The organism is Novosphingobium aeonii, from assembly GCF_052279045.1.
Lineage (GTDB): Bacteria > Pseudomonadota > Alphaproteobacteria > Sphingomonadales > Sphingomonadaceae > Novosphingobium.
The window spans coordinates 1,293,599-1,306,214 of the sequence record NZ_CP176833.1 but is presented as its reverse complement, the minus strand read 5'-3'; the positions used below and the strand labels follow the sequence as shown (position 1 = coordinate 1,306,214).

The following is a 12,616-nucleotide window of genomic DNA, read 5'->3' as shown; positions in this document are numbered from 1 at the left end:
TGCTTGCAACCTAATCGAGCGCGTCTCCCAGCGGCTGGCCGTCAACGAAGACCTGGCGGCGCTTTACCTCGCGGACTTCCACGCGTCCGGCTTTCAGCGCGGCTTCGATGCGGTCGTGCGCTTCCTTGCCGGTGATAAGCGGGCGGGCCGGACTGGTGCTCCACCTGCCGCCCTCCTGCTTCCACAGGCTGCTTTGCGTGCCGGTGACGATCACGGCCTCCTTGCTCCCCGGCTGGTACAGGACGGTGCAGGCATCGCCGAGCGAGCAGGCGTTGTATTCCAGCAGATGCTCCTGCAGCGCTTTGGGGAGCTGCGTGCCGCGCGGCAGGACGAGCAGCCGCTTCGGGTCTATCACCGGATTGTCCTGTTCTATCGAGACAGGATCGATGGCCCAGCGGCTTTGCGCATCGAGCGCCTTTTTCGCGGCCGCCCGGATGTCCGGCGTAGGGCCGCCAGCGGCAAGCTTCCGTGTGGCCGCTTCGCCCGCGCGGCCGAAGTCGAACCGCAGGGCCCGCCAGTCGAACTTGTCCGGCGAAGTCCGGCCGCTGTTCAGGCGGGCGACCTGATCCTGCGCGGAAAGGGCGCCGAAGTTGATCAGCGGTGTCGACAGGACAAGCGCCAGAAGGCACAGCCCGCCTGCGAGGCGCAGGTTCGCCAAGCGCAGGTGCGGCGCGGCCGCCACCCTCCAGTGCAGCAGCACGACGAGGTAGGCGAGTCCGTAAGCGCAGGCGATGCCGGTGAAGACCACGGCCCAGAGCCGGTCCGGCGTCAGGCCGTATTGCTGGATGCGCAGGCCGGTGGAAATCGCGGCGATCACGCCCAGCGGCAGCATGGCGACGCTTAGCGCCGCGACGCTGCCGCGCAGGACCGGGCTGCGCGGCTCATGCGCGGTTTCGTCGCCGATCACGGCATTGGCAAGCGAGAGGGCGCCGATCACGCAGCCGAGCAGGATCGGGCTGGTAGAACGGGTTGCATCCCACAAGGGCGCAAGGCCAGTGAACGGGATCGCCGCAAGGAAAACCAGCAGTCCGATCGCCAGCACCGGGGCAAGGACCGAGAGGATCGTCGTCACCACCCGCTGGAGCAGCCGCAGGATGCCGTCGCGATCGCGCAGCAGCCCGATGCCGGCCCCCAGTGCGGCGCCGGTAAGCAGCAGGATCGCCCAGTTCTTTTCGATCAGGTCGTTAAGGAGGTTGATGCCGATGAGGCGGAACAGCTGCCCGAGCAGCAGCACCATGGCCCAGCTCACCCCTACGAAGACCCAGGCCGCGCACCATAGGACGACATTGGTCCAGGCATGGCCATGAGCCTCGGGATAGGGAATGGCGAAACGCCGCCCTTCATCCGCGCTTTCCGCAGCGGTCCGCGCATCCCGCCAGGCCTGGAACAGCGGGGCGGCGATGACGACGGCCAGCACCGCGCAGACGATCCGCCACGGCTCCTCGCCCCTGGCCGCACCGAAAGGCCCGTTCCAGTAGATCGTCAGCGCCACTACCGCCGCACCGATCGCCGCGCTGGCTACGCTCCAGTGAATGCGCGTGCGTTCGACCAGAAACCCGAAGATCAGCGTGCCGATGCCGATGAAGGTGGCCATCGCCATGCGCAGCTGCATGGCGTCAAGATTGCCGGACGCAAGGTCCGGCGGGACGATCCAGTGGACCGCGAGACCGGCCAGCCCGCCCAGCAGGGCCAGGCCCCAGGATCGCAAGGGCCAATCGGCGGCAGGTTCGCCGGATGGCAGTGCTTCGGAACTTTCGGGGCTGGTCATCGCCGGTCCTCTCGATCTTGGAAGGTCGCGCTCTAGGTTCAGCAAGCGCTATCTTTAAATTAAGCGATGTTCAATATAAAATTGTACGCTGTACATTTTTTAAGAGGCGATTAGAATCGCCGGCCATGGGAAGACGATCCGACCACAGCCGCCAGGAGCTGGAGCAGATGCTCATCGTCGAAGGCCACAAGCACATGGCCGACGTCGGTTTTGCGCGGTTTTCCGCGCGCGAGGTGGCGAAGCGGATCGGCTACTCGATCGGCACGCTCTACAACGTGATGGGCAATTACGACCAGCTCATCATAGCCATCAACACGCGCACTTTCGTATTGTGGACGGACTACATGCGCGAAGCGCTGGCCGCTTCGGGCGAGGATCGCGTGCGCTGCCTGGTGGAAGGTTATTTCGGTTTTGCCCGGGCCAATCGCAATGCCTGGACGGCAATCTACGACCATCACCTGCCGCCTGACATGGGCCTTCCCGAAGAGCATGACCTGATCCGGGGCAGGCTGACCGATCTCGTGGTGGAGGAAGTGGAGAAAGTCCTCCCTGCGGACCTGCGGGCAAAGGCGCCCCGGCTGGCGCGGTCGCTGGTGGCGACGGTCCATGGCCACTGCGTGTTCGATATCAACGGCAGTTTCGCGCTGATGGGCGAACGGGAGCCGGTGGAAATGGCGCTAGCCCGTGTGCGGGAAAGCCTGGCCGCCGTGCAGGCCGAGGATTGAAGCAGCCGCTTTCCCGCCTTCGCTTCGCATCGGGTTCATCCATAATAGTCACACCTCCGGCGCCCCGCGTGACGCGCCCGATGTGCTAGTCTCCGGCGCCAGCAGCAACTGAAAGAGTCGCTGGAGGGTGCCATGACGGAACCGCTCGACGAGGCGAGGCTTCATGCCTTTGTCGGAAAGATGCTGGGAGATCTCGGCGGCGCGCTCAGCGTGCCTACCGTCAGGATCGGAATACGACTTGGCCTGTTCGATGCGCTGGCGCAGGCACCGGCTTCGGCCGAGGAACTGGCAGGCCGGGCCGGGGGTCTTCACGAACGCTATGTCCGCGAATGGGCCATGGCGCAGGCGGCGAACGGCTATCTGGCCTATGATCCGGCGAGCGGCAGGTTCAGCCTTTCACCCGAGCAGGCGATGGTGTTCGTTCACCGGGACAGTCCGGTCTATCTTGCCGGAGCGTTCGAACTTGCCGCCGCGATGATCGAGGCCGAACCGAAGGTGGAGGCGTGTTTTCGAACCGGGGAAGGGGTGCGCTGGGGCGACCATGCCGGATGCCTGTTCTGTGCCACGGGGGCGTTTTTCCGCCCCGGTTACGTCAACAACATCGTGCAGAACTGGATACCCGCACTTCAAGGTGTGGAGCAGCGGCTGCGCGCCGGCGCCGCGGTTGCGGACGTGGGCTGCGGCGTGGGATTCTCCACGCTGCTGATGGCAAAGGCTTATCCCGAGAGCCATTTCACCGGATACGATTTCCACGAACCGTCGATCGAGGAAGCGCGCCGCCATGCTGCCGAACATGGCCTTGCCGAACGGGTCGACTTCCGGGTCGCCAAGGCGAAGGACATTGTGGAAACCGGGTTCGACCTCGTGACCATGTATGACTGTCTGCACGACATGGGCGATCCGCGCGGCTGCGCTGCTCACATGAGGCGGATTCTGGTGCAGGGCGGCACCTGGATGATCGTCGAGCCGATCGCGGGAGACCGGCCAGAAGACAATCTCAACCCCGTCGGGCGGCTCTATTACAATGCCTCCACGATGATCTGCGTTCCGACTTCGCTCGATCAGGAGGTGGGTGAGGGGCTCGGGGCGCAGGCCGGGGAAGCGAGGCTGGCGCAAATCCTTCATGACGGCGGTTTCCACGCTGTCAGGCGGGCCACGGAGGGTCCGTTCAACATGGTTCTGGAAGCCCGATAGACCAGTTCTCTAAATACTATTGCGAATCATTAGCATGAATTATAGGCTTCGTTCCCTTACTGGAAGGAGCCGTTCATGCGGATGCAAACCTCGATCCCCGTCCTTTCCGCTGCTTTCGCGTTCCTGCTTCCCGCCACGGCACTGGCGCATCCGGGCCATGAACATAAGGCCAGCTTCATCGAAGGGTTCGTGCATCCGCTGTCAGGGGCCGACCATGTTCTGGCGATGGTGCTGGTGGGTCTGCTCGCCGTGCAACTGGGCGGGCGGGCGATCTGGATTTTGCCGGCGACGTTCCTTGCCGGCATGGCGGCGGGCAGTTCGATCGGCGCTGCGGCGATCGGCGCGTCGGCCGTCGAATTCGGCATCGCTCTATCGGTTATCGCGCTCGGTTTGATCGTCGCGCTGCAGGCGCGCCTGCCGCTGGCGGCAGCGGCAGTGCTTGTCGGAGCCACCGCACTCCTCCACGGCCATGCCCACGGCGCCGAAGCGGACGGGATGGTGTCCAGCCGCTATATCCTCGGCTTCCTTGCCGGCACGCTCGGCCTTCATGCGGCAGGCATCGCGGCGGGCGTGGCCATGGCGGGGCTTGCGCAGGGACGCGCCCGTTCGGCAGCCCGGATCGTCGGCGGTGTCGCGGCCGGGGCCGGGTTGCTGCTGGCGGCGGGCTGATTGCTGTTCGCGCTTTGTCGCCGTTTCGGCAATGTCGCGGTGGATGGAAGCTGTGCCCGCGCGATCGCGCTGCGGTTCATTGACGAGTTTTCTCCCAGACATTGAGGGATTGCCGATGTTCTTCATCAGAAACATGCTCGACCGGATTCCCGGCATCGAGGAAGCCCAGGCCCACTGCGACATTCCCTGCAAGATCTACGATCCCGGCCCGGCGCTGATCGCGGCCGTTTCGGTGGTGCGGATGATGGATATCCTTCACGAGATCGCGGCGAAGGTCGATGCCGATCCGGTGTCCCGGCACAACACCATGTCGCGCAACATCGCGATGAAGGAGATCGAGGCGGAGAAGGTGAAGTCCGAAATCCGCGTTATCTGGGGCGACTATTTCAAGGCGCCCCAGATCGAGAAATATCCCGAGATCCACGACCTGGCGCACCGGATCATGATGGTCGGCAGCGCCTGCAAGCAGGATGTGCACCGGGCCGACGGCGAAAAGCTGGTCGAACTGGTCAATCGCTTTGCCGAGATATTCTGGGTGACCAAGGACATCGAGACGGTGCGCCGTCCCTGTCCCTATCCGCCGTCGATCGAGGTGGTCTACCCGGTGCTGTGAGCGCGGGCTGGTGGCTTGGCTGGATGCTCGTCCGGGTCCGGGGGCGCAGCATGCTCCCGACCTTGCGCGAGGGTGACTACATCCTCCTGCGGCGGCGCGGGCGCTGGTTTTCGCCGGGTGAGGGCGACATCGTCTGTGTGCACCGGTGCGGAGAGCCGATGATGGTCAAGCGGCTCGGCAGGCGGGCGGGTGACGGCACATATGCGCTGTCCGGCGATGGTGCGGCCTCGCAGCCATCGGTCGATCTGGGCCGGGTCTCCCCCGAAGAGGTGGTGGGCCGCGCTGTCGCCTGCCTGTCGGGGGGATCGATCCGTTTGCTGAGGCGCAGGCCGCGCCGCGCAAGTCGATGCCGCTTTACGCGCTGAATCTTGCGTTTCGCGCAATAGAAAGAAGTTCGGGTGAATTGCCTTGCGCAGTTTCGCGAGTCTCACGGCATTTCGCGTCCGTTGCGATGCAATGGAGGGCTGAGTTGTTGTCACCGCAAGCGTGCGCCTCAGCCCTGATCGGGGCGAATTCGCCGTCGTGATTGCCAAGGGGATGGCAGTCGAACCGGCAGCGGTATCCGCCTGTATCGACATTCAATCCGCAAAAATCAGCCGTTTTAAGACATTTCGTAGCGGAAGGCCGCGTCTTGCGTTGGACGTGCAGGGGCACACTTTACGGCTCGGGGAAGGCCAAATCGGTAGGTTGCGCGATTTGCAACCGAAGGCGAGGTGCTTGCATTTGCAGCGAGAGCCATCGGGGATCACATAGCAGACATGTTGCAATGCAGCAGAACGCTGCTTCACGAGGTATCCCGATGTTCTCTCTGATGTCCCTCTATTTCGCCTATCGCCGCGATGTCGTGATGGCCGAACGTCACATGCCCGCTCTTGCGGAAACCGCTGCTGCTGCTGCCGAAGCGCCCGTCGCTGCCGAGCCCGAGACTGTTGCCCGCGAACTGCCGCTGGCTGCCTGAGTGCCAGGGGCGCGCGCGTGTAGCGCACGCACACCCTTGGACTCCTGATGCAGGTTGCCCGTTAGGGGGCCTGCCGCGCGGATGATCGATTTCGGCCCGCGCCGCCGCCATCGCCAGCGGCCTCTATTCGCAGCGCGCATTCCTGCGGCTGCACTTTTTCCCATTCGCGAGGATCGACGCGCCGGATGGCGCGCGCCGCGAATGTCGGTGCGGGCGGGCGAACCTCAGCGTTTCGCGCTTTCCGCCGTGCTTTCCTGACGCCATCCGCCGCCAAGGGCCTTGAACAGGTCTACCCGATCCGACGAAAGCTGCGTGAGTGCGGCTGCATGGACGGAGCGTGCTTCCAGCATCGCCGATTGCGCCACCAGCAGGTCGAGCAGCGAGATCGAACCCGCGCGGTAGCGCAGGTCGGCAAGGGCCCACGCCCGCTGGGCGCTGGCTTCGGCTTCGGCAAGATCGTCGAGACGGCGCTGGCCCTGGGCCACGCGGGCAAGCGCCTGTTCGACTTCCTTCAGGGCGGTGAGCACGCGGCCGTCGAACGTCGCCAGCGCCACGTCGCCCTGCGCTTCGGCCTGCCGCAACCGTGTGCGTGCGGTCGCCATGTTGGGGAAGCTCCACGAAACCAGCGGGCCGAGCGAGAAGGACAGGGAATCACTGCCCTTCACCGTTTCGCTGCGCAGGAAGCCGCCAAAACCGCCAAGGCTGATCCGGGGATAGAGATCGGCCGTCGCCACCCCGATCCGCGCGGTGTCCGCCGCCAGCCGTCGTTCGGCCTCGCGCAGGTCCGGCCGGCGCCGCAGCAGTGCGGCGCCGTCTTCTATCGGCAAGGGCGGTGTGCCGGCGAGATCGGGCGGACGGGAACAGGCCTGCGCCGCAGTGGGGATGGAGCGGGGTGTCTCCCCTAGCAGCGCCGCCAGTTCGAACAGCGCGACCTGCCGCTGCGCTTCCAGCGCCGGGATCGCGGCGCGGGAACCGGCCGCGGCGGCTGCGGCGCGCTCGACATCGAAGCGGGCGGCTGAGCCTGCCTTCTCCTGCGCGGAAACCAGATCGCGGCTGCGGGCCGATGCCGTGGCGGATTCGCGGGCGACCTCCAGCGCATGGGCATTGGCGCAGGCGCCGAGATAGGCGCGGGTGGTTTCCGCCGCCACCAGCACGCGCACGCCGTCGCGCGCGGCCTCGACCGCTTGCGTATCTGCCTGCGCGGCCTCGACAGTGCGGCTCACGCGGCCGAACAGGTCGGCTTCCCATGACAGCGATGCGGAAGCGTTTCCGGACCACTGAGCGCCTGCCAGTTGGGCCGATCCGCCCTGTCCGCCGCCGAACTGCACGGAATCGCCGTAGCCGCCGCCCGCCGAAAGCGCGGTCGAAGGCAGGCGCCCGGCGCGCGCTTCGGACAGGACCGCGCGTGCCTTGGCGAGGTTGGCGGATGCCGCGCGAAGATCCGTGTTGGCGGCAAAGGCGCGGGCGACGAGATCGTCCAGCACGGGATCGTTGTAGAGCCGCCACCAGTCGTCGGGCAGGGGAGACGCCGGATCGATCCCCTCTGCGCGGGTCACGAAGGCTTCTCCGGCCGAGGCGGGGGCGGTAGGGCGGCGGTAGTCCGGCCCCGCCGCGCAGGCTGCGGCGAGCAGCGTGCAGAGCGCGGCTGCGATCGGGCGCTTACGCATGGGCCAGCCCTCCTTCGCCAGGCGCGCTGTCGGCCTCTGCCCGGGCTTTCGGGCGATGATCCCCGGCGAGCAGCGTATAGATCGTGGGCAGGACGAAGAGCGTGAACAGCGTGCCGACCAGCATCCCCATGACCACCACGATGCCGATGGCAAAGCGGCTGGCCGCGCCCGCGCCGCCCGCGAAGAGCAGGGGAACGAGGCCCGCGACCATCGCCGCCGTCGTCATCAGGATCGGGCGCATGCGCACGGCGGCGGCATGGCGGATCGCTTCGGCGCGGTTCCAGCCGTGCGCGTGCTGCATTTCGTTGGCGAAGGAGACCATGAGAATTCCGTGCTTGGAAATCAGCCCGATCAGGGTGACGAGGCCGATCTGCGTGTAGATGTTGAGCGTGGTGAACCCGAGGTAGAGCGGCACCAGCGCGCCCGAGACCGCGAGCGGCACGGTGACGAGGATGACCAGCGGATCGCGGAAGCTTTCGAACTGGGCGGCCAGCACGAGGAAGATCACCACCAGCGCGAAGGCGAACGAGACGGTGAGCTGGTTGCCCTCGTGCACGTACTGGCGGCTGTTGGACAGCCAGTCGACGGTCATGCCCGGCGGCAGCGGCTGGGCCTTCAGGAAGTCCACCGCCTGACCCATCGTGACGCCGGGCATCAGCACGGCCGAGATCGTCGCGGAGTTCATCTGGTTGAACTGCGGCAACTTGTTGGGCTGGGGATTGATCGTGATGCTGGCCACGGTGGACAGGGGCACGAGGCTGCCGGACCCGGTCTTCACGTAGAAGCCGCCGAGACTGTCCGGCGTCAGGCGCCGGTCCTGCGGGACCTGGGTGATGACGTCGTAGGACCGGTCATGCCAGTTGAACCGGTTGACGTAGTTTTCGCCCACCATCAGCGCCAGCGTATCGGCGATCTCCGCCATCGAGACGCCCAGTTCGCCCGCCTTGGCGCGGTCTATGGCAACGTGGGCTTCCTGGCTGTCGAACGCGAGGTCGGCATCGACGAAGGCGAACAGCCCGCTGCCCCATGCCGCGCCCTTGAGCGCTTCCAGCGTGCGATGGATTTCGGGAAACTCGTCAGACGAGCGGATCACCATCTGCACCGGCAGGCCGCCGCTGCCCGCCGGGAGCGGGCTGTCCTGGAATGCGGCGGTGTAGACCCCGGTGACGGCGGCGGCCGACCCGGCGATCTCGGCCTGAACCTGATCGGCGCTGCGGGTGCGGTCCGCCCATTCCTTCAGGATGATGCCGCCGAAGCCCATGTTGGAGCCGTTCGCGCCGCCCATGTCGAACCAGCTGTCCGCATATTCGGGCACCTTGTGGAACAGCGCCTCGACTTCGGCGCTGAACCGCGCGGTGTAATCGACATTGGCGTATTGCGGGGCCTTGGTCTGGACGAAGACGTAGCCCATGTCCTCCTGCGGGGCGAGTTCGCGGGCAGCGCCGGTGAAGAACACCACGCTGGCGCCCAGTATGGCAAGGCCCGCCAGAAGCACGGCCCCCCGTGCGGCAAGAGTGCGGCCCAGCAGGCGGTCGTACCGTGCGGTAAGGCCGTGCATGGCGCGCTCCAGCGCCTTTTCCAGCCTGCTCTCGCCCATCTTGGCGTGAAGCAGGCGGCTGCTCATCATCGGCGACAGAGTGAGCGCGATCACGCCCGAGACGATCACTGAACCGGCCAGCGTGAAGGCGAATTCGCGGAACAGCGCGCCGGTCATCCCGCCCATCAGGCCGATGGGGGCATAGACCGCCGCCAGCGTGATGGTCATCGCGATTACCGGGCCGACGATCTCCCGCGCGCCCCGTAGCGCGGCCTCGATCGGGCTGGCGCCGTCCTCGATATGGCGGTGGATGTTCTCCACCACGACGATGGCGTCATCCACCACCAGGCCGATCGCCAGCACCATCGCCAGCAGGGTCAAAAGGTTGAGCGAAAAGCCGAAGGCCAGCATCAGCGCCGCCGTGCCCAGCAGCGAAAGCGGGATGGTGACGACAGGAATGATGACCGCGCGGAACGTGCCGAGGAACAGGAAGATCACGACGATGACGATGGCCACCGCCTCGATCAGCGTATGTTCCACTTCGTCGATCGAGGCTTCCACGAAGTGTGCGGTGTCGAACTGGCTGCGGACTTCGAGACCCGGCGGGGCGACGCGCTGCATCTGCGGCAGCAGCGCCTTCACGCCGGCCACGATTTCCAGCGGATTGCCGTCCGGTGTGGGAGCGATCGCCACGGTTACGGACTTGTGCCCCGCCGAAAGTGCCTGCGCGTCGTAGTTCTGGGCGCCGAGTTCGACCGTTGCGACATCGCCAAGCCGCACCAGCCCGCCGGAAGAGCCGCCCTTGACGACCATCTGGCGGAAGGATTCCACATCCCGCAGGTCCGTGCCCGCGGTGATGTTGATCGCGGTGCTCGCGCCCTTGAGCTGTCCGGGGGCGGCCTGGACGTTGTTGGCGCGCAGGGCCGCGCCGATATCGCCGGCGGTAAGGCCGCGTCCGCCGAGTTTGACGGGATCGACCCAGATGCGCATCGCGGGCGGCGCGCCGCCGCTGATCTCGGCCGAGGCGACGCCCGGCACCGAAGTGATGAGCGGGCGCGCCACGCGGTTCACGAAGTCCGCGATCTGCGAGGCGGAAAGCCGCTCGCTGGTGAAAGCGACGTACTGGATGGCCGAGGCGCCATCGGTGATCTTGGCGATGGCCGGATCGGTGACGCCTTCCGGCAGCCGGTACTTGACCTGCTGCACCTTGGCGAGAACCTCGGTCATGGCGCGGTCGGCATCGGCGTTGAGCACGAGCTTGGCGGCGATATGGCTCCGCCCCTGCGTGGAGGTGGAGGTGAGGTACTCGATGCCGCCAGCAGTCGCGATGGACTGGGCGATCGGCGTCGTCACGAAGCCTTGCATGACGTCCTGCGTCGCGCCGGGAAGGCCGGTGTCGATGGTGATCGTGGCGCTTTCCATGCGCGGATACTGGCGGATCTGGAGGGCGAAGACCGCGCTCAGGCCGACGAGCAGGATCAGCAGGCTGACCACGATCGCCAGGATCGGGCGGCGGATGAACAGATCGGTGAAGCGCATGTCAGCGGGCCTCCTGCGCGGAAAGCCTGGTGACCCTGACCTGCGCGCCGGGCTGGACGCGAAGCTGGCCTTCGGAAACGATGACGTCTCCCGCGCGGATGCCGTCTGTCACGACCACTGCGTTGCCGATCCGCGCGCCGACCTGCACCGGCACGATCTCCGCCGTGCCGCCCTTGCGGGCATCCCTGCCGCGCACCGCGATCACGCTGTCGCCCTGTGCGGATGTCTGGATCGCGGTGGCGGGCACCACCAGCGCGTCCTTGCGCGGGGGCAGGGCGATTGCGGCGGTGACGTACATGCCGGGTCGCAGCGCGCGATCGGGATTGGCGAGCCGGGCCTGCACCGTGACGTTGCGCGTGTCCTTGCCGATCTGTGGCTCCACGGCATTGACGCGCGCGGTGAAAGTGCGTCCGGGGAAGGCGTCGGTGGAGACGGCGACGCCGGCACCGGGCTTGAGCCGCGCCAGTTCCTGCTGCGGAACCGCGAATTCGACGTAGAGCGCATCGAGCGCCGTCAGCGTGACGACGGGATCGCCGGGGTTGAGATACTGGCCAAGATTGACGCGGCGGATGCCGAGCTGCCCCGCGAAAGGCGCCCGCACCTGCTTCTGCACCAGCCTAGCGTCGATCTGCCTGACCGATGCCAGGCCCTGGTCGCGTTCGGCGCGGCGCTGTTCGAGCAGTTCGCGCGGTTCCGCGCCGGTGGGCGCCAGTCCGTTCGAGCGGGCGAACTGAAGCTGCGAGAACTGCGCCCGGGCCGCCGCCGCCTGCCTGTCGGCGCGTTCCGGCCCGTCGTAGAGTTGCACGAGCAGGTCTCCGGCGGAGACCTGCCGCCCGGCTTCGAACTGGATCGCGGAAACGCGTCCCGCCACTTCCGGCGAAAGCGTGACTTCGCGCACCGCCGTCAAGGCGCCGATGGCCTCGATCGCCTGGGGCACTTCGCGCGGCGTGGCGATCACCGCAGCGACAGGGACGGCCTGCTGCGGCCATTGCTCCTCGGCGCCGCTGCGCAGCCCGCGCCAGAGGAAAAGGCCGCCGAGAAGAGCGGCGAGGGCGACGCCGGTGACCGCTACGGCGCGAACCGGCCGGGCGCGCGTTTCGCCTGACGAAGTTTCCTCCATGGCCGTCACCCCGCCATGCCATGGCCGGAGGTGCCGCCATCCGCCTGGGGAAGCGCGGCGGTGCAGGGCGGCGCTTGCCGCCCGGTCCCCATCCGGTGCGCGGCAGGCTTGCCGAGCGGCGGACGGATCGCCGGGTTCAAGGGCTCGTAAAACAGGATCATGTCGGCTCCTCTTGGGGATTTCCCATGGGGGGAAGCTTGCGCGGAGCAAGCCGACACGCCTCTTACAACCTCAACTATAGTTAAGGTCAATATCGTATTTTCCGATCAGGATGCGGGTGTTTAGCGATTATGTTCGCGCGGTTTTAACGGCTATACGCGCGTGGAAATCCTGAACCATGATTGAGGAATAGAGGGTGGCGGAAAATAGCCGGTCGCTGACCGTGGGCGAAGTGGCGCAGCGCAGCGGCGTGCCGGTGTCGACGATCCACTTCTACGAGAAGAAGGGCCTGATCGAAGGCTGGCGAACCGAGGGGAACCAGCGGCGCTACGAACGCCGGATATTGCGGCGCGTGGCGATCATCAGGATCGCCCAGCGCGCGGGCCTGCCGCTTTCGCTCATCAAGGAACATCTGGACCGCTTTCCGGCCATGCCGATCACTGCGGCGCAGTGGGACGTCCTGAACCGGGACTGGCGCGCGATGCTGGACGAGCGCATCACCAGCCTGATCCAGCTTCGCAACCAGCTGGACAGTTGCATCGGTTGCGGATGCCTCTCGCTGGAGGATTGCCCGCTGCGCAATCCGGGCGATCAGCTCGCATCCGAAGGTCCGGGCGCCCGGCTGCTTGCTGCTGCCCAGTCGGAAAAGGCGCCGGAGTAAGGCCGC

At 66.5% G+C, this 12,616-nt stretch carries 12 protein-coding genes; 7 read left to right on the top strand and 5 right to left on the bottom strand.

Going from position 1 to position 12,616, the window contains the following annotated elements; translation table 11 throughout:
- Positions 1-10 precede the first annotated feature (10 nt).
- Entirely contained in the window at positions 11-1,768 is a 1,758-nt protein-coding gene (locus ACLIMP_RS21110) for a DUF4153 domain-containing protein (RefSeq protein ID WP_443478257.1), read from the bottom strand.
- A gap of 125 nt (positions 1,769-1,893) precedes the next feature.
- Between ACLIMP_RS21110 and ACLIMP_RS21105 the strand changes: the two genes are divergently transcribed.
- The 6 genes from ACLIMP_RS21105 to ACLIMP_RS21080 all read left to right on the top strand — a co-directional run bounded on the left by ACLIMP_RS21105 (position 1,894) and on the right by ACLIMP_RS21080 (position 5,927).
- Complete coding sequence (locus tag ACLIMP_RS21105; RefSeq protein ID WP_443478256.1) at positions 1,894-2,493, top strand: TetR/AcrR family transcriptional regulator; 600 nt, start codon at positions 1,894-1,896, stop codon at positions 2,491-2,493.
- A 132-nt stretch (positions 2,494-2,625) separates the two neighbouring features.
- Positions 2,626-3,687, top strand: a complete 1,062-nt coding sequence (locus ACLIMP_RS21100; protein ID WP_185999850.1) for a class I SAM-dependent methyltransferase — start codon at positions 2,626-2,628, stop codon at positions 3,685-3,687.
- A 75-nt stretch (positions 3,688-3,762) separates the two neighbouring features.
- Positions 3,763-4,356: a HupE/UreJ family protein gene (locus ACLIMP_RS21095; protein WP_324699727.1), complete on the top strand. Its 594-nt coding sequence runs from the start codon at positions 3,763-3,765 to the stop codon at positions 4,354-4,356.
- Between the two features lie 115 nt (positions 4,357-4,471).
- Positions 4,472-4,969 (top strand): superoxide dismutase, Ni, encoded by a 498-nt coding sequence (sodN, locus tag ACLIMP_RS21090; protein ID WP_324699726.1) that lies wholly within the window; start codon positions 4,472-4,474, stop codon positions 4,967-4,969.
- A 23-nt stretch (positions 4,970-4,992) separates the two neighbouring features.
- A complete protein-coding gene (locus ACLIMP_RS21085; protein WP_443478255.1) occupies positions 4,993-5,334 on the top strand; it encodes a S24/S26 family peptidase in 342 nt (113 codons plus the stop codon).
- A 434-nt stretch (positions 5,335-5,768) separates the two neighbouring features.
- Positions 5,769-5,927, top strand: coding sequence for a hypothetical protein (locus ACLIMP_RS21080; protein WP_197282970.1), 159 nt, complete (start codon positions 5,769-5,771; stop codon positions 5,925-5,927).
- Positions 5,928-6,151: 224 nt separating this feature from the next.
- Here the strand turns inward: ACLIMP_RS21080 and ACLIMP_RS21075 are convergent, their stop codons facing one another.
- From ACLIMP_RS21075 to ACLIMP_RS21060, 4 genes are read right to left on the bottom strand one after another with little or no spacing between them, the layout of a single operon-like run.
- A complete protein-coding gene (locus ACLIMP_RS21075; protein WP_443478254.1) occupies positions 6,152-7,594 on the bottom strand; it encodes an efflux transporter outer membrane subunit in 1,443 nt (480 codons plus the stop codon).
- Entirely contained in the window at positions 7,587-10,670 is a 3,084-nt protein-coding gene (locus tag ACLIMP_RS21070; protein ID WP_443478253.1) for an efflux RND transporter permease subunit, read from the bottom strand. The genes ACLIMP_RS21075 and ACLIMP_RS21070 overlap by 8 nt, the downstream gene beginning before the upstream one ends.
- A gap of 1 nt (position 10,671) precedes the next feature.
- Entirely contained in the window at positions 10,672-11,790 is a 1,119-nt protein-coding gene (locus ACLIMP_RS21065) for an efflux RND transporter periplasmic adaptor subunit (protein WP_443478252.1), read from the bottom strand.
- Between the two features lie 5 nt (positions 11,791-11,795).
- A complete protein-coding gene (locus tag ACLIMP_RS21060) occupies positions 11,796-11,951 on the bottom strand; it encodes a hypothetical protein (RefSeq protein WP_443478251.1) in 156 nt (51 codons plus the stop codon).
- A gap of 194 nt (positions 11,952-12,145) precedes the next feature.
- Here ACLIMP_RS21060 and soxR point away from each other — a divergent pair, with 194 nt between their 5' ends.
- A complete protein-coding gene (gene soxR, locus ACLIMP_RS21055; RefSeq protein WP_292636565.1) occupies positions 12,146-12,610 on the top strand; it encodes a redox-sensitive transcriptional activator SoxR in 465 nt (154 codons plus the stop codon).
- The last annotated feature ends 6 nt before the right edge of the window (positions 12,611-12,616 follow it).